Below are 17,309 nucleotides of genomic sequence, written 5' to 3'. Positions count from 1 at the left end.
TGTTTTTTTTTTTCTGTTTTGTGTTTTTCTTTGCTCGGGGGGGGTTTTCGCCCCTTGGGGGCGGGGGGGGGGCCCGCCCCCCGGGGCCCGCCCCCGGCGCTCGTCCCTCAACGCCCCAGCCATCCCCCGTCGACGGGCAGCGTCGCGCCGTGCACGTAGTCCGCCGCGGCACTGGCCAGGTACACCGCGCTCCACGCGAGGTCCGAGGGATCGCCCCAGCGGCCGGCCGGGATCCGGTCGAGGATCGCCCCGCTGCGCTGCGGGTCGTCGCGCAGGGCGGCGGTGTTGTCGGTGGCGATGTATCCGGGCGCCAGCGCGTTCACGTTGACCCCGGACCCGGCCCATTCGTTGGCGAGCGCCTTCACCACTCCCAGGACGCCGTGCTTGACGGCGGCGTATCCGGGAACCAGGATGCCGCCCTGGTAACTCAGAAGGGACGCCGTGAAGATGATCTTGCCTGAGCCTCTGCGCACCATGGTCGCACCGATGTGCCGGGCCAGCAGGAACTGGGCGGTCAGGTCCACCTGCAGGACGAGGTCCCAGTCCTCCTCGGAATGGACGGCGGCCGGCGCCCGGCGGATGACTCCTGCGTTGTTGACCAGGATGTCGATCGGTGGCTGGGTCTCCGTGAGCGTCGACGCCAGATCGGTGACAGCTCGGCGGTCTGCCAGGTCGGCCCGCAGTGCCTGGAAGGACCGCCCTTCGGCACGGACCGCCGCGCCGGTCTCGCCGTCGTCGGTGATCGTGCTGGAGACACCGACGACATCGGCTCCCGACCGGGCGAGGGCTACGGCTATGGCCTGGCCGATGCCGCGGCTGGCTCCGGTGACCACGGCCCGCTTGCCGGAGAGGTCGAAGGGGGAGCGCAGTTCCGTCATCGTGTCTCTCCTGCGCCGATTCGGACGAGTACCTTCATGACCCCTCGACCGGACTCCATGGCGGCGAACGCCTCAGCCGCTTCACCGAGCGGGACGATCGTGGAGATCATGGCGTCCGCCGGCACCGTGCCGTCGTGGATCAGCTCCACGGCCTCGGCGAAGTCGCTCCGCTCGTACAGCCGGGCCCCGACGAGGGTCAGTTCGCGCCAGAAGATCCGGTGCAGGTCGATGCTCTTCGGGCGGGGGTGGATCGCGACGAGGCAGAGCCGGCCGCGGACCCCGAGAACCTGTACTGCGGTGGCCAGGCCGGCCTCCGCTCCGGAGACCTCGAAGGCGACGGAGGCACCGGCCCCCTCGGTCCAGCGCTCCACGGCAGCCGCGGCATCCTCGCTGCCCGGGTCGACGGTGGGAAAACCGAGCCGGGACATGAAGTCCCGCCGGTAGGCGTCCGGTTCGACTACCAGTACGGAACCGCCGGCCCTGCGGGCGAGGACGGCGATCAGCACACCGATGGGTCCGGCGCCCACGACCACCACGGTGTCGTCGTCCGAGACCCGGGCCCGGCGGACGTCGTGGACGGCCACCGCCGTCGGCTCCACGAGTGCCGCCGACGCCAGGTCGATATCGGGCGGCAGAGGTATCACCACGTCGGCCGGTACGGTCCAGCGCTCCTGAAGAGAGCCGGCGGAGTCGATGCCGATGAATTCCAGCGACTGGCAGATGTGCCGATGGCCGCTCCGGCACGCCGCGCACACATCACAGGAGCGCAGCGGCATCACAGTCACAGGGGCCCCCGGGGAAAAGCGGGTGACGCCCTCACCGATCGCAGTGACCCTTCCGGACATCTCGTGGCCCAGGACCGCCGGCCGGTGCACACGGCCGTCCATCTCGCCATGGAAGACATGCAGGTCCGTCCCGCAGATCCCGGTGTAGGCCGGGGCTATCTCCACCTCCCCCGGCCCCGGCGGGCGCCGGGCGGCCTGCGCCGTGACGATCGAACGAGGGCCCGCGTACTGAATCGCGAGGGGCATGGAAAGTCCCATCTTCTGAAGGAAGTGCGAAAGAAGTTCATGAATGAGGCTCATGCGGCCGGTCTCAACGCGACCGGGGTGCTCCCGTGGACTCGAAGAGCAGCTCGCGCACCACCACGTGAGGGGGAAGGGAAATGACGTACAGCAACGCCGAGACCACGTCCTCGGGCGCCATCAGGGACTCCCGCTGTACGGGCCGGTCGCCCCAGAACGGGGTGTCGGTTCCTCCCGGAGCCAGGTGCGTGACCCGGATCCGCTGCTCCTTCAGCTGCAGCGAGAGGGCCGCGGTGAACATCGCCACGGCCGCCTTGGCGGTGCAGTACCCCGGGGCGGTGGCGTTCGGCCGCAGGCCCGCCGCGGACCCCACGTTGACGATCAGGCCCTGTCCACCGGCCAGGTGCGGAATGGCGTGCTTGCAGGCGAGCACGGTCCCGGACACGTTGACGTCCAGCATGGTGCCGAGGTCCGCCGCCGACGCCGTCGCGATCTCGCCGGGGATCGACAGTCCCGCGAGGTTGACGAGGACGTCGAGGCCGCCCAGTTCACCGACGGCCGTCGCCATGAAGCCGGCCACCTGCTCCTCGTCGGTGATGTCGGCGACACGGCCGACCACACCGGGCGTGTGCCGCGTCAGGGAGTCGAGGCGTTGCTCGTCCGAACCCGTCACCGCCACCGCCGCGCCGCGCTCCCGCAGGGCCGCCACCAGCACTCGGCCGATACCACCGGTTGCTCCCGTGACGGCAACGCGGAGGCCGGAAAGGGAACCTGCTGCGTACATCCGATTGCTCCTCGACAAGAAAACACGTCCTGGACCAGCAACTGTGGCCGCAGGGGGCACGGCCGTGCCATTGACTGGAAGCTCGTCCCTTGCACAATCCGCCGCCCGGCCCCGGTCGCCTGCGCCGGTCACAGCGCGGGGTACAGCGCTCGGTGGCGTCGGCGGAACTCCGCCGGGGCCATGCCGTAGGTGGCCGAGAAGGCGGCGTAGAAGCGGCTCGCCGAACCGAATCCGGCCGTGTGCGCCATCTGCACGACGGACAGGTCCGTGGTCAGCAGGAGGTCGTGGGCCAACGACGTCCGGCCTGCCGGATGTAGGCGCCGATCGTCACCCCGGTCACGGCCTTGAAGACGGTCATGGCATACCCGGGGGCGAGGCCGACCGCCTGAGCCAGCTCCTGGACGGACAGGCGTTCGCGGAGGTGGCGCCCGGCCCGGACTTCGTGCCGACCTACGAGTCCCTGGTGTTCAAGGGGGCCGGCGACGGTGCGCCCGTGCCGTGGCACCAGGATGCCGTGCACCCGCGCCGGCACCGCATCTTCAACGTCGGCGTCTACCTCGACGACTCCCGCTCGGGGGAAGGCGCGCTACGGGTTCTGCCCGGTTCCCAGCGCCGCGCGGCCGACATCTGTGCCATCGAACGGGACACGGGCTGGGAGCCGGAAGGATTCGTCGAGGTGGAACTCGCGGCCGGTGATGTCCTCGTGCACGACACCATGCTGGTGCACGGCTCCCCCGCGGTGCGGGGCAACCGCCTGAGGCGGACGATCTACCTGGAGTTCCGTCCGGCGCGGCAGATCATCGAGGAGGGACCCTGGGACCGTGCGTGGATCGACGCGCGGATGAGGCTGATCCCGCTGGCCCTCGCCTCTCATGACGCGGCCCACACGCACGGTCACCCCTTCTCGTGGAATCCGTCCCCGGATCTGCGACCCTCGCCGGCGCCCGGCCGGGAGGCGGAGCTGCGCATCGCTCACAGCGTCCACACCCCCGGCTCCCACTGCAGTGCGGGGCCGCCCGCCGCCCCGTAGACCGGGCGTCCGGCGCGGCTGCCGGCAGACGTCGGAATGACCGCCCACCGGATCAACGGCGTCTCGCGCGGCGCGGGCACGGCGCCCCGGCGCGGCGTGACGGTCAGTGCCGCGGCGCCGCGCCGAGTGCGTCGGCGAGGACACGCATCGACTCCGCCTGCATCCGGTGCACCCTCTCCCTGGCCGCTTCGGCCTTGGTCCTCGCGGCGGCGGGGTCGGCCGCCATGCTCAGGACGGCAGGCGCGATCCGGGCCACGGACTCCGGATCGTCCATGTCGAACAACCAGTCCCCGAGCCCGATGTCACGCCACATGAACCCCTTGGACGTCTGCTCCTTCCACCGGCACACGAGGGCGGGGACGCCGTGTCCGACGGCCATGATCGGCGAGTGCATCTCGCTGCCGAACAGCCCGGCGGACCGGGCGTGGACGCTCAATGCCTCGCCGAGGGTCCAGAAGTTCTCCCTCCACACCACCCGGTCCTGGACGTCCGCCGGCAACCGGTCGTAGATGTTCTCCCGTGCGATCCGCATCTGCGAGCTGTCCTCGGGGCACAGCAGGACCTTCAGGCCCGTGTTCCGTACCACCGACTCGATCGCGGCGCGCAGCGGCGCGTGGTCCTGCTCCCTCATCCGCTCGTTGTAGGCGTGGTCCCGCCGGTCCTGCTCGGTCAGGGGCCGGTCGTACATGTCCCAGTACGGGCTCACCCTCAGTCGGCTGAGGCAGCACAGGAACGTGCCGTCCGACAGCCCGCTCGCCTCCAGAAAGGCCCGCGCGGCGGCGTCGTCGGCGAGGTCGACGGCGAACGCGCTGTCGGGGGTGAAGTCCACCACCGGTGCGCTCACCCCAGCCTCGCGTGCCCGCCGCAGGGAGACCGAGTCCCGGAAGTACGCGAACTCGGCGCCGCTCAGAAGGCGGACCGTCTCCTCGTCGCTCTCCTGGAGTGTGATGCCGTAGACCCCGTACGGTTTTCCGGCCTCCGCCCACTGGGCCAGCTCCCTCGCTCCCATGAGCTTCGGCCCCGACCCGTGCAGCAGGAAGTCGTTGTGGGCGATGGCCGACGAGAGGCTCTCAGGGGTGTTCCTCAGCACCCGCACGTGAGGGAACCGGGCGGCGATCTGGGCTTCCACCCCGTTGTCCACCGCACTCGGCCACACCTGCACCTCGGCCTCGGGGATGTGTTTCTCCAACAGGGCCAGCAGGCCCGGCGTGTGGGCCACGTCGCCGATGTTCACCGTCTGCCACGCGGAGCGCAGCAGGAGGCGCGGGGGACGGGCGCCGGATCGTTCATGGGCCATGATTCAGACTCTCATTCGTGTGAAAGGTCAGGCGGTGTGGTCGAGATCGGGCGCGGCCACGGGAGAACGGAAGGGCCGGCCGTGCACGAGGCGTTCGAGCTCGTCCACCGCCGAGCGGCCCAGCCGGGTCAGTTCGTTGCCGGAGGAGCCCGCCAGATGTGGTGTCAGCACGACGTTCGGCAGTTCGTACAGGGGCGAGTCCGCGGGCAGGACCTCTGGCTCCGTGACGTCCAGGACGGCGTGCAGGCGGCCCGAGACCAGCTCCTCGGTGAGCGCCCGCTGGTCGATCAGGGCACCGCGGGCGGTGTTGATGAGCGTCGTGCCGTCGCGCAGCAGGCCGAGCCGGCGGCGGTCCAGCATTCCGCGCGTGCGGTCGGTCACCGGCGCGTGCACGCTCACCACCGAGCACTGGTCCAGCAGCTCGTCCAGGGGAAGGGGCCGGACCCCCAGGGTCACGGCGTCGGCGGGGGCGAGGAACGGGTCGTAGACGGAGACCAGGACGTCGTGCGGGCGCAGGAGTTCGATGACCCGGCGCCCGATCCGAGAGGCGCCGATGATGCCGACGTGCCGTCCGGCGTTGCCGATGCCCGGGTGGTCGAGGTGCAGGGGGATGGCCGCTCGTTCCCGTGCGTAGCGCTCCTTGAGCGCCATCACTCCCTTGCCCGCCAGCAGGATCCAGGCCAGCGTGAACTCGGCGACCGGGAGGGCGTTCGCGTCCGCCGCCGTGGTGACGGCCAGTCCTCGTTCCCAGCAGACGGGGCGGACGTGGTGTTTCACCGTTCCGGCGGCGTGCAGGACGGCCCGCAGGCGCGGCGCGCGGTCGAGCACCGCCTCGTCGATGACCGGTGCCTCCCACCCGGTGATCAGTACGTCCAGATCGCCGAGCACGCGCCGTGCCCCGGCCCCGTCGAAGTCCGTGAGCACCACCGGTGCCACCTCGCTCAGGGCCTCCATGCGTGCCCGGTCGGCGGGGCTGAAGAGCCGGGCGGGGAGGTACTCGGCCATGGCGAGCGCGCACCGCGGTCGTCGGGTCATGTCGTCTCCGTAGTGTCAGGTGCCGGATTCGTCCGGGCGGGTGCCGGATACGTCGGGGCGACGGTCTCGGCCGTCCGGCTCCCCGGCGGGTCGAGGCGGACCTCGTCGCGGTGTCCGTCGCCCCAGTCCACGCTGACCATGTTCCCGTGCGCGTCCTCCGTCATGTCGACGGTCACCGCCTCGGCGGAGGTGACGATCGCGGGGTCGCCGGCGAGGACCAGCAGAGCCGCGTAGACCTCGCCGTGGCGCACCGGCTGCCCGCTGGTGGCGGTGGGGACGGCCGCGTACCGGCCGAACGCGTTGGTGCCGTCGGCCTCCACGGCCGCCGCCTCCGTGAGCCCCCGCAGTCCGATCACCGTGCTGGTCAGGCCGTTCGCCGTCGTCACGTCGACCCGGGCGGGCGAGAGACGTGCCTGGACGGGTGCCTCGTCCGCGACGGGCAGACCGCTCATGCTGAGCGTCCACGGCCCGTGGTCCTCGGGGAGGCCCGGTGCCTGACCGCCGTCGGCTTCGGCGTCACGGTCCGGTGGCTGCCAGGCGTCGACGCGTGCCAGCCGTACCTCCGCCCCGCCGTGCAGCACCGATGCGGTGGTCACGACGGGGCCGGGGGTGAACCGGGACGAGTCGGGCACGAAGTAGTCGGGGAGCTCGCCGTCCAGCCAGTGGGCCCGGTGGCGGGAGACTCCCACCCTGCCGTCCAGCCGCAGCCTTCGCCAGGGCCGCCTCAGGGAGGGTGAGCCGTCCGGGCGGACCAGCGCGACGTGGGCGTCGACCGGACGGGAGTCCGCGGTACCGCCGACGGCGGGCCCGGCGGCCGTCGCGTAGGCGTGGCGCGCGTACACGCTGTCGTCGGACTCCAGGAACCTCGGGTCGGCGTGGTCCCCGCCGTGCTGGACCAGCCGTACGATCCCGTCCCGGCGGGTGCCCGAGACGAGCCACCCGGGGCCCGTGAGAGGGAACTCCGTGTCGGCCTCCTCGACGGGCAGCGGTTCCTCGACCGCGGTCCACACCGGGTGATCGGCGGGCAGCAGGAGCCCGGCGAAGCCCTTGCTCGCCCAGTACGGCGACGCCGGACCGGAGTACGGCTGCCGGATCCGGGGGAACGCGTCCCGCCACCCGAGGGACAGCAGCCCGCGTTCGTCCACGCAGCCGCCGTCGAGGAAATAGCGCAGCACACCGCTGGCGAGCCTCCTGGTCAGCCCGGGAGCGAGGGGCGTGGCGTCGAAGAGCGCCCCGGTCCAGAACGGGGCCGCCACCGCCATGCGGTACGTCAGGGAACGCCCCTGGAACACCGGCGCGCCGTCGGCGCCCACGAGGTGGGCCGCGTCCTGGAGATAGCGGGAGAGCCGTTCGCGGTAGAGCGCCATCCGGTCCCGGTAGGCGTCCTCGCCGGCGATGCGGCAGAACCAGAGGGGGTAGAAGTGCATGGCCCAGCCGGAGTAGTAGTCGAACCTGCGGTGGTCGCCCGGCTGGTCGGTGCCGTCGGCGTACCAGCCGTCGCCGACGTAGAACTCCTCGTTCAGCGCCATGACGGCGTCGACGTCGTCGGGTGACCACGGCCCGCCGACCGAGCGCAGGAAGGCGTTCGTCACCCCCTGGAACCACGCCCAGTTGTTGCGGCTGGGCACCTGGCCGACCGCGGGTGCCAGCCACTCGACCACCCGCTCCCGCACGGCGTCGTCCAGCCGGTCCCAGACGAGGGGGCGGGTCTCGTGCAGCGCGAGCACGATGGAGGCGGCTTCCACCTTGGCCTGCGGGGTGTCCCGCAGCGTGGGCCACCGCTCGGGCGAGGCGGGGTCCGTTCCGGCGGCGATGCCTCGGGCGTACCGCTCCGCGAGCTGGAGCGGGTCGTGGTCCCCCGACCTGGCGAGGCGGAAGGCCGCCAGCAGGAACGTGCGGGCGAAGCCTTCGAGGCCGTCGCTGTGCCGGCCCGACCGGCCGGTCGGGCCGGGCAGGTCGATCAGTGCGTGGGTGCTGGAGGCGTAGGGGCGTACCGCTGACAGCAGACGGTCCGCGGTGTGCTCCCAGTGGGCGCGTGTCCAGCCGGTCAGCGGGGACTGCGTGCGGTCTTCCCGGGGTAGCGGGACACCTGTGGCTGTCATCGCGTTCTCCTTTCCGGTGACAGGTCCGATGCGGGACGGCCGGACGCCGTCCCGCCGACGGAGGTCAGCCTGCCTCGATGGCCTTCTGCAGTTCGTCGCACGCGCGGTCCCCGCCGCTCTGCCGCCATGTCTTCATGGTGTCGTCCCAGGAGGAGACGGGCTTCCGGCCCTGCAGGATCTCGACGCATGCTTCGTCGACGATCTGCTGGAGCTGGGCGCCCTTGCGGGTCAGCGTGGGCGAGTAGAAGCCGAAGACGGGGTTGTCCACCGCCGTCTCGAAGAACACCTTCTCGAAGGTGTGCATCCCGCGGACCACGTCGTCGTTGTCCGGGTAGGTGAGAACGAAGGGCGAGTCGGTGATGAACTTGACGCCGATCGCTGTTTCGGACTTCCCCTTGTCGTTCAGCGCGGGGGCGCCGTCGGCGTCCCGGGTGTAGTGAACTCCTTCGAGGCCGTAGCGGCGGAAGAGGAATTCCTGGCTTCCTATGGGGGCGGCGAGCCAGTTCGCGATGTCGAGCAGTTCTCGGGTGCGGTCCTTGCTGCCCTTCTTGATGGCGCTGAAGCCTCCCCAGAACGAGGGGTCCTGCATCCAGGGCGTCGGTGTGACGCCCTTCTCGAAGGAGAAGGCCGGCCGGCCGGTGATCCGGTACGAATCCCCGGCGACGTTCTGGTCGTACAGGTCGACCCAGCTGTTGTTCGGGTTCTGGATGAACGCGACCGTGCCGGCGTTGAACCACTGCACGTGCGGGGCGGTGGCCAGGAACGCGTCGGGGTGGAACAGGCCGGCCTTGCGGACCCTGGCCAGCGCGGCCAAGGCGTCCTTCGTCCCCTCCAGCTCGTTCACGCTGGACAACTTGCCGCCTTCGGTCACCCAGTTGTTCGGCATGCCGAGCATTTGCTGGACATAGCGGAACATGCCGAGCGGGCAGGCCAGCGCGTACCGGTTCCTCGTGGGGGCGGTGTACGCCTTCATGGCGGCGAAGAACTCGTCGAACGTCTTCGGGGAGGGGTCGATGCCCTGCTTCTCCAGCAGGTCGTCCCGGCCGAAGAGGGCCATGACCGCGCGCGGGCGGGGTATGGGGAGGCCGTAGATCCCGCCGTTGACGGCCGGCACCTTCCAGCACGACTGGGGGAAGTTGGCGAGGTTGGGATAGTTCTTGATCTCGTCGCCCGCCAGGAACTCGCTGAGGTCCTGGCACTTGGCTTCGAGGAACGGGGCCAGCTCCGGGACCGCACCATTGACGATCTGGGTGAAGTCGGGCAGGTCGTCACCGGCGATGAGAGTGGCGATCTTGGTCCTGTAGTCGCCGGCCCCGACGACGCTCATCCGGAGGTCGACGTTGAGTTTGCCGTTCAGTGCGCGCCAGTACTTGTTGCGGTCCACGCCCGGTGGGACGGGCGTGTAGGTCTGGACGAACCCGGAGACCTTTCCGCCCTTGCCCGGCGCCTTGCGCACCGACTTGACCGTTTCCTGGGGGAAGCCGAAGTACCCGTCGGTGCCGTCCTTGTGAACCTTGGGCAGATCGGGCTTGATGCCGAGGTCGCGCGCGACGTGGTGGGGCAGCTTGATCCGTTTCCCGGCCTCGGCCGCGCCGCCGCCGTCCCCGCCGCACGCCGTCAGGAGCGGGCCGCCGACTCCGACGGCGGCGACCGCGACGGCGGTGCCGCGGAGGACCGTACGGCGGCTGAGAACGTTGCGGTTGTCGTTCATGAGATCCTCTGTTTCTTTCGAACAGCACGGAGAGAGCGAAAGGTCGTACAGCTCGTACAGCTCCTGCGATGCGCCGGAATCAGCCCTTCACCGCGCCCGTCAGCATTCCCTTGGTGAAGTGACGCTGGAGGAAGGGGTAGACCAGCAGGATGGGAATCACCGAGACCAGCAGAATCGCCATCTGGATGGACTGCTGGGGTGGCAACGCCTCGGCGGACGCGTTCAGTTGCTCGACGCCCAGTTCGGTGTTGTTGACCACGTAGGTGCGCAGTACCAACTGCAACGGCCACTTGGAACTGTCGTTCAGGTACAGCAGGGGAGCGAAGAAGGCGTTCCAGTAGGAAACCGCGTAGAAGAGCCCGATGACGGCGAGCACCGCGCGTGACAGCGGGAGAATGATCCGGTGGAGAACGGTGAGGTCGCTCGCGCCGTCGATCCGTGCGCTCTCCAGCAGTTCCTGCGGAAGATCCATGAAGAAGGCGCGCATGACGATGACGTTGAAGGCGTTGATCGCCGTGGGGAGAATGATCGACCAATAGCTGTCGACCATTCCGAGGTTCTTCACGAGCAGATAGCTGGGGATGATCCCGGGCGTGAAGAGCAGGGAGAACAGCACCACCATGAGGAGTGGTTTGTGGGCGAAGGACCCGGGCCTGCTCAGGCTGTAGGCGAGCAGCGCCGTGCACATCAGGCTCAACAGGGTCCCCGTCACCGTGACACCGACGCTGACGGCGAGGGCGCGGGTGACGACTCCCCCCGAGAAGATCGCCGTATACGCGTCGAAGGTGGGGTTGTCCGGCCACAGGACGTAGCCGCCGGCGTTGGTCACCTGTTCACGCGATGCCAGGCTGGTGGAGATCATCCCGATGAACGGAACGATCACCACGGCGCACACGAGGGTGAACACCACCGCCTTGACGAGACCGGCGAGCCGGCCCAGGGCACGGGGGGAAAGCGAACCGCGGGAATGGACGGGGGTGTAGGTCATGACTGGTAGATCCCTCGCTCTCCGAACAGGTGGGCCACCTTGTTGGCGCCCAGCACCAGGACGACGCCGACCAGCCCCTTCACCAGCCCGACGGCGGCGCTGACGCCCCACTCACCACCGACGATGCCGTTGTTGTAGACGTAGGTGTCGAGCACTTCGCTGACGTCCCGGCCCACGGGCCCCTGCTGGAGGACGATCTGCTCGAAGCCGACCGTGACGGCGTCTCCCAGCCGCAGGATGAGAAGCAGGATGATGATTCCGCGCAGCCCGGGCAGCGTCACGTGCCACATCTGACGCCACTTGTTCGCCCCGTCGACGGCGGCGGCCTCGTACAGAGAGGGCGGGATCTGGGCCAGGGCGGCCAGGAAGAGGATGGTCGCCCATCCGGTGTCCTTCCATATCACCTGACTGGTGAGGAGCGCCTTGAACCAGTCCACATTGCCGATGACGTGGATGGAGTCGGCACCGTTGTCGCGCAGCACACTGTTGAGCAGGCCCGTATCGCCGAGGAACTGCTGGAAGATCGCCACCACGATCACCCAGGACAGGAAGTGCGGCAGGTACAGCACGCTCTGCACGAGCCGCTTGGTGCGCTCCGAGGTCAGGGTGTTGAGAGCGAGCGCCAGCACGATGGGCGCCGGGAAGACGAGTACGACCTGGAGGAACAGCAGGATCAGCGTGTTCCGCAGAGCGTTGATGAACTGCGGATCGCCGTTGAAGATGACGTCGAAGTTGCGAAACCCCACCCATTCGCTGTTCTTGATGCCGACGAACGGCTGATAGTCCTGGAAGGCGATGACGTTGCCCAGGAGCGGGACGTAGTGGAAGAGCAGCAGGACGGCGACGCCTGGCAGGGCGCAGATGAGCAGGAGCCGGTCCCGGCGCAGACGGCGCCACCTGGATTCACCCGCCTGGATCCGCGCGGTGTTCTCCCGGGCGTTGTTCAAAGTGTTCTTCGGGGCCTTCGGCGGAGCCTTCTTGAAGGCCGGTTTCCGCGGTCGTTCCAATCGATCGAGCATCAAGGTCACCTGACGTCATGAGGTTCTCGGTTGTCGCACAGCTCCACCAGCCGGCGGTGTGGCAGACGGTCGGCCTGCCGGGGAGCGCTCCCTTCCTGCCCGTCGCGCACGGTCAGACGGCTTCTGCCAGCAGCAGAACGATCTGCAGGGGGCACAGCCGCGGCATGACAACTCCGACTCGGGCCAGTACGGCTCCCGAGACCACTGCTCCCTCCTGTGGCAGGCGGGGAACGCGATCGGCACGCGAGAGGGCCACTTCCGTCGGTGGTTGGACCGAACGAACGCGGTACCGCCGTTCAGGAAGCAGACCGGGGATGGTCATCCGCGCGGGCGTGGTGTTCAGTCCGTCGTCGAACTGCACACAGGCCATCAGGGCGGCCGTGGCGTCCGGAGCGACGACCCCGTGCATCCACGGCCGGCCCTCACCGGTGTCGACCCTGACGACCTTTCCCGTGTGCAGGAGCGTCCGGTGCTCCTTGTAGAGCTCGACCCAGCCTCTGAGTGCGGCACGTTCCCCGGGGTCGGCCTCGCGGATGTCCCACTCGATGCCGAAGTGCCCGAAGAAGGCCGTCGCGGCCCGGAAGGCGAGGGGCATGTACCGGCCGGAGTACATGGAGTAGGGCGCGGAGACGTGTGCGCCCTGGTATTCCGGTGGGACGAGCTGCCCGGTCCATCGCTGGATCGGGTGACGCGTCAGGGCATCGGTCATGTCGGAGGTCCAGACCCGTTGGACGCGGTCGAGGACCTCCAGGTCGACGCGGGCACCTCCCGCCGAGCAGGACTCCCACTCCACGTGCGGGTGCCGTCGGCGCAACTCGTCGAGCAGGGAGTAGTAGCCGAGGGTCTGCGCGTGGACGGCCGGCCCTCCGGCGAGCCGGCCCGATCCGCCGTCCAGCACCGCCCGGTTGTGGTCCCACTTCACGTAGTCGATGTCGTGCTCGGTGAGCAGGGCGTCGATGTGCTCGAGCAGGTACGCGACGACCTCGGGCCGCGAGAGGTCCAGAACGAGCTGATTGCGCTGCAGCAGCGGGATCCGGCCCCCCGTGGACAGGATCCACTCGGGGTGACGGCGATAGAGGTCGGAGTCCTGGCTGATCATCTCGGGCTCGATCCAGATCCCGAACCGCATGCCGAGTTCACGGACGCGGGAGACGAGCGGTTTCAGCCCTTCCGGGAACACGGCCTCGTCGACCCACCAGTCACCCAGGCCCGCGTTGTCCGCGCGCCGGCCGTGGAACCACCCGTCGTCCAGGACGTAACGCTCGGCTCCCACCTCGGCGGCAAGCTCGGCGAGCTCGATCAGCTCCGCGGTGTCGTGGTGGAAGAGGACTGCCTCCCAGACGTTGAAGTTCACCGGCCGGGGTGAGGCGGGATGGGCGGGGAGGGACCGGAGGTAGGTGTGGAACTGCTCGGCCAGTCCGTCCAGGCCCTCGTCGGAGGAGGCGAAGTACACCCACGGTGTCTCGTACGTCTCGCCGTGGCCGAGGGCCACCTCGCCCGGCAGCAGGAGCTCCCCGCCGCCGATCGTCAGCACGCCGTCGCGCAGTTCGGTGCGGTACACCTGGTTGCCGCTCCATCCCACGTGCGCGCCCCACACCTCGCCCGAGGAGAACCCGAAGCCACTGGTGCCGACGATGTTCAGCGTGGCCGAGTCGTGGCCCGTCTTGCCCTGGCGGCTCTCGCGCAGCCACAGCCCGTCGACGACCGGGCGTCGCTGGGGTGTGCGTTCGTGCAGGATCCTGCCGGTGAAGTCGAGCCCCTCGCGTGCCGAAGCCGGCACCGGGACGACGACGTCGAGATGGTCCACGACGTAGGGCGAGCGTCCGGTGTTGGCGAGTGCGTGGCGCACCCGCAGCGGACCGCCCGCCAGGGACTCCACGGTCGTGGTCAGGGACAGCCCGGCGACGGTGTCGTGCGCCTCCATCGTGAGGACGGCGCCCTCGACCCGGGCACAGCCCAGGGTGAACGCGGGGGCCCAGTCACGGCCGGTGGGCGGCTCGCCGCCGGCGCCGGCCAGGCGGTGGCCGCTCAGTCCGGGGCGTCCGAACCAGCCTCGCCAGTGCTCCGGCAGCAGGGGTACGGCCGACTCGGCGCCCGCGGCACGTTCCGCGCTCTCGGCGCTCCAGGCGGCGGCGCCCTCGGCTCCGGACGCCGTCCCGCACCAGACGACCGACGGCAGGGCGGTGGACGACTGCTGGAGAAGCAGCCTCGTACGCCGGTCGGGGAACGCCTCCGGGGCCGGGAACAGCAGGGGAAACCGCAGCGGCTGCGCCGGTGTGGGCGAAGGGGGGTGAAGGAAGACCACAGCGCGAACCTCTTTCATCGGTGCACACGATGTGCACTGTGCACATCGTTCTGGTGGATCGGTGTTCTGAGGGGGTGAGTGAGGCGGTTGGTGACACGGCGGCCGCGGTGCTCGGCGGCGGGCCGCTCCGGTGGGCGGGGAGGCGCCCCGCCCACCGGAAGGGTGCGAGGAGACCGGAAGAGCTTGGTCAGGGAGTGGCGTACGCGTATGCGCCGCGACTCCAGCCGGTCTCGTTGTTCAGCACGACGTGCGTACCTCGGATCAGTGCCGCCCCGGCAGCTCGAAGGCGCCGCGGTCGTACGCGGTGCCTTGGGGGCGCTTGTCGCCGGCGAAGTCCGACTCGACCGCGTCGAACCGCGTTCCCGAATCAACCGCCGGAGACCCGCGCTCGATCCGGAAATCGGCCACCGCGGGATCCGTGCCCGGGTGCACGAGGAGCGGGTCGGCCACCTTGTCGTGCACGCCCATGACCCGGGGCTTCAGGCCGCCCGAATAGATGTTGTAGTCGTAGATCACGTTCTCGTTGCCGTGGGTGAAATTGGTTTCCTTTCCTTCCCTCGCGACGGAGATGTTGTTCAGCACCTGGACGTCCTCGCTCCCCCACGCACCCACGTTCGGGTAGCTGAGCGCAGGACTGCGCGAGTTGAGGTACGCCGTGTTGTTGACGATGTCGACGTGCGCGCTCTTGTAGGCGTGGATGCCGGATCCGCCGTTGTCGTACGACAGGTTGTTCGCGACCAGCGTTCGCCCCGTGTACACACCACCGCTGGTTTCCGGGTGGATGGTGCTGTCGACGATGATGCCGTTTCCGTCAGAAATGCAGTCGCATGCGACCCACTTCACCTTGGACTCGTTGTCGTGCACGACGTTGCGCTGGATGGAGATCTTGACGCCGCGGGACTCGTCCACCGCCTCGGGTGTCAGGACGGAGATACCGCTGTTGGCGTACACGGAGTACCACGCGTTCGAGTGGACCACGTTGTCCTCGATGGTGATGTAGTCACCACCGGTCGTGGACAGTCCACCACCCGGGCAGTCATGCACGTAGAGGTTTCGGAGTGTCACGTGCGACCAGGGGGCCTTGTCCGCGCCCTCACGGGCATGCAGACAGTTCTGGTTGTAGGTCGGCTTCTTGGGATCGGCCTGGGCGGTGGCGTCCTCCAGCGTCAGACTCTCCGCGGATCCCTGGATCTCGAGACCCTCGACGACGACGTGCGAGGCGCCGACGAGCACGATGCCGTTCCATCCCGTGACAGGTGCGATCTTCGGCTTGTGGTTCTTGTAGGTGGTGAAGGTGATAGGGGCATCGGATGTGCCGGAGTTGCGGATCACGACGACACCCTCTGCGGATGTGTCCCGATACGTGCCGTTCATGATCTGCACGGTGTCACCCGGCTTCGTCAGATCTGCCGCGTGCTGAATGGTGCGGAACGGGGACTTCGGGGAGCGTCCGTCGTTGTCGTCCGAACCCGAAGCGCTGACGTAATAGGTGCCGGACGCGTATGGGCCGGCTGGCTCGACGGCGCCGGCCGGGGAGAGTCCGGCGCCCAGCCAGCACGCGAGAACGGCAGCGGTGGTCACGGTTTTCGTCGGATACCTCATCGAACGCCTCCATGGATGTCGGTCGGCGGCAGTCCCTCTGCCGCTGTGACGCGGTTCATGCCGAATCGCGGTGGTGTGCTCTCTCCCTTCGAGCCGTGCCTGAGCGCCACGCGGACACCCTGCGGGTGGCGCGGGACGGGCGGGAGGGGTGACGGTGCGGTGGGACCGTCAGTGAGGGATGAGTTCGCGGATGCCGCGCGCGGCCAGGCGCGGGGCGTCGTCGACGTGTTCGGGCAGGACCAGGGCCGGCCTGATCCCGTCGTCGATGAGGGAAAAGAACCGGTCAGCGGCTTCGAGTCCCTGGTCCCGTCCGTCGGGCAGGACCAGTCCGACGTCGCGCTCGACGGGTCGCACAGGGTTGGCCCGCAGGTCTTCGATCAGGTGCGCGAGGCGGGCGCCGGTCGGCTTGACCTCGTTGTCCACGGTCAGGAGTCCGAGGTCGTACTCGTACTCCACGAAGGCCGTGTAGCGGCGATCGAGGTCGTGGCTGCCCCACCAGGTGCAGCCCCAGACGTCATGGGACGAGAGCGTGTTGCGGACGAAGGTCTCCGCCCACTCCGGGATCGACGCCGCCGGTCGTTCCACCGGCGAGGCCCCGAACTCCTGAAGCCACTTCGGCCGCCCCGGGCGCTCGGCATACGCCTCGGCGAGTTCGGCCATGTACTCGCCGAGATGCAGAACACCGGTGCCGTCCGGCCCGTACCGTTCGATGGCGCCCGTCCAGTACGGATAGCAGTGCAGAACGCTGGCTCCGCCCTGTGCGGCGACACCCGCGGGGGAGAACGTACGCCTTTCGAACCAGGGCAGATGGTCCACGCCGTTGACGTGAAAGCCACCGGGCGCGATGGCCTCGCAGTGGCCCAGTAGGCGCTCAGCCCACGAGTCCCCCGCGTCCGGAGCTACGTCGCCGTTGGGTACCGACAGTTCGTTGCCGAGGTCGAAGCCAAGAAATCTGGGGTGCCCGCCCACATGCCCGGCCACCGCGTCGAACAGCAGCAGCTCGGCGCGGACCACGTCCTCATCGGTGATCATGGAACGGCCCTTGAGCCACGCCGGCAGGAAGGTGAGCCCGCTGAGCCAGCCGTCGAGTACCGAGACCGAGACATCCAGGCGTACGTCGGGGTGGTCGGCGAGGTCCATGAGGGCGGCCAGCCGCTGCAGGGCCGTGCGGTTCACCACGGCGGGGTCCGGCTGGAACACCGGCCACAGCAGCTGGACCCGCACATGGTCCATGCCCAGGCTCGACACGGCGCGCAGGTCGTCCAGGACCGAAGCCGGGTCCCACTCGAGCCACGAGTACCACCAGTGCCTGCTCGGCACGTAGTTCACGCCGAACCTCGGTGCCTCGTCGCGGGCTGCCGCCATCGTTCCTGCCTTTCTGCTGTCCGCTCGCGCGGTTCGTCCCGGAGCCGAGTCGACCTTTTTGCCTACATATGTCCGCTACCGTGCCACGGCCCGGGCATGACCCCTCGCCGCCGGGTCCCCGCACTTCGGGTTCCACCGCGTCACGCGCTGCACCACTCAGACACGACA

14 protein-coding genes are annotated in these 17,309 nt (G+C 69.3%); 1 reads left to right on the top strand and 13 read right to left on the bottom strand.

Annotation, left to right across the window (positions count from 1 at the left end):
• Positions 1 to 107: 107 nt before the first annotated feature.
• The 4 genes from ABZ564_RS29910 to ABZ564_RS29895 form a co-directional block, all read right to left on the bottom strand.
• Complete coding sequence (locus ABZ564_RS29910; protein ID WP_360862253.1) at positions 108 to 878, bottom strand: SDR family oxidoreductase; 771 nt, start codon at positions 876 to 878, stop codon at positions 108 to 110.
• Complete coding sequence (locus ABZ564_RS29905) at positions 875 to 1,909, bottom strand: alcohol dehydrogenase catalytic domain-containing protein (protein ID WP_360862252.1); 1,035 nt, start codon at positions 1,907 to 1,909, stop codon at positions 875 to 877. The genes ABZ564_RS29910 and ABZ564_RS29905 overlap by 4 nt, the downstream gene beginning before the upstream one ends.
• A gap of 64 nt (positions 1,910 to 1,973) precedes the next feature.
• Positions 1,974 to 2,687 (bottom strand): SDR family oxidoreductase, encoded by a 714-nt coding sequence (locus tag ABZ564_RS29900; RefSeq protein WP_360862251.1) that lies wholly within the window; start codon positions 2,685 to 2,687, stop codon positions 1,974 to 1,976.
• Positions 2,688 to 2,815: 128 nt separating this feature from the next.
• On the bottom strand, positions 2,816 to 2,980 hold the full coding sequence (locus tag ABZ564_RS29895; RefSeq protein WP_360862250.1) for a helix-turn-helix domain-containing protein: 165 nt from the start codon (positions 2,978 to 2,980) through the stop codon (positions 2,816 to 2,818).
• A 128-nt stretch (positions 2,981 to 3,108) separates the two neighbouring features.
• Between ABZ564_RS29895 and ABZ564_RS29890 the strand changes: the two genes are divergently transcribed.
• Positions 3,109 to 3,717 (top strand): phytanoyl-CoA dioxygenase family protein, encoded by a 609-nt coding sequence (locus ABZ564_RS29890; RefSeq protein WP_360862249.1) that lies wholly within the window; start codon positions 3,109 to 3,111, stop codon positions 3,715 to 3,717.
• Between the two features lie 103 nt (positions 3,718 to 3,820).
• Here ABZ564_RS29890 and ABZ564_RS29885 read toward each other — a convergent pair whose 3' ends face one another.
• The 9 genes from ABZ564_RS29885 to ABZ564_RS29845 all read right to left on the bottom strand — a co-directional run bounded on the left by ABZ564_RS29885 (position 3,821) and on the right by ABZ564_RS29845 (position 17,141).
• Positions 3,821 to 5,014 carry a polysaccharide pyruvyl transferase family protein gene (locus ABZ564_RS29885; protein WP_360862248.1) on the bottom strand — a complete coding sequence of 398 codons (1,194 nt, stop codon included), beginning with the start codon at positions 5,012 to 5,014 and terminating at the stop codon, positions 3,821 to 3,823.
• A gap of 27 nt (positions 5,015 to 5,041) precedes the next feature.
• Positions 5,042 to 6,049 carry a hydroxyacid dehydrogenase gene (locus tag ABZ564_RS29880; RefSeq protein WP_360862247.1) on the bottom strand — a complete coding sequence of 336 codons (1,008 nt, stop codon included), beginning with the start codon at positions 6,047 to 6,049 and terminating at the stop codon, positions 5,042 to 5,044.
• Positions 6,046 to 8,151, bottom strand: a complete 2,106-nt coding sequence (locus ABZ564_RS29875) for a DUF2264 domain-containing protein (RefSeq protein ID WP_360862246.1) — start codon at positions 8,149 to 8,151, stop codon at positions 6,046 to 6,048. Before ABZ564_RS29875 ends, ABZ564_RS29880 begins: the two co-directional genes overlap by 4 nt.
• Positions 8,152 to 8,215: 64 nt before the next feature.
• A complete protein-coding gene (locus tag ABZ564_RS29870; protein WP_360862245.1) occupies positions 8,216 to 9,862 on the bottom strand; it encodes an extracellular solute-binding protein in 1,647 nt (548 codons plus the stop codon).
• A 79-nt stretch (positions 9,863 to 9,941) separates the two neighbouring features.
• Positions 9,942 to 10,850 (bottom strand): carbohydrate ABC transporter permease, encoded by a 909-nt coding sequence (locus ABZ564_RS29865; protein WP_360862244.1) that lies wholly within the window; start codon positions 10,848 to 10,850, stop codon positions 9,942 to 9,944.
• Entirely contained in the window at positions 10,847 to 11,857 is a 1,011-nt protein-coding gene (locus tag ABZ564_RS29860; RefSeq protein ID WP_360862243.1) for an ABC transporter permease subunit, read from the bottom strand. The genes ABZ564_RS29865 and ABZ564_RS29860 overlap by 4 nt, the downstream gene beginning before the upstream one ends.
• Before the next feature lie 124 nt (positions 11,858 to 11,981).
• Entirely contained in the window at positions 11,982 to 14,174 is a 2,193-nt protein-coding gene (locus tag ABZ564_RS29855) for an alpha-galactosidase (protein WP_360862242.1), read from the bottom strand.
• A 261-nt stretch (positions 14,175 to 14,435) separates the two neighbouring features.
• Positions 14,436 to 15,755, bottom strand: coding sequence for a right-handed parallel beta-helix repeat-containing protein (locus tag ABZ564_RS29850; protein WP_360862241.1), 1,320 nt, complete (start codon positions 15,753 to 15,755; stop codon positions 14,436 to 14,438).
• A gap of 189 nt (positions 15,756 to 15,944) precedes the next feature.
• Entirely contained in the window at positions 15,945 to 17,141 is a 1,197-nt protein-coding gene (locus ABZ564_RS29845; RefSeq protein WP_360862240.1) for a glycosyl hydrolase, read from the bottom strand.
• Between the last annotated feature and the right edge of the window lie 168 nt (positions 17,142 to 17,309).

Source organism: Streptomyces sp. NPDC019224 (genome assembly GCF_040632605.1).
Lineage (GTDB): Bacteria > Actinomycetota > Actinomycetes > Streptomycetales > Streptomycetaceae > Streptomyces.
Note: the sequence above shows the minus strand (reverse complement) of the source record. Positions and strands in the feature narration are given on the sequence as shown.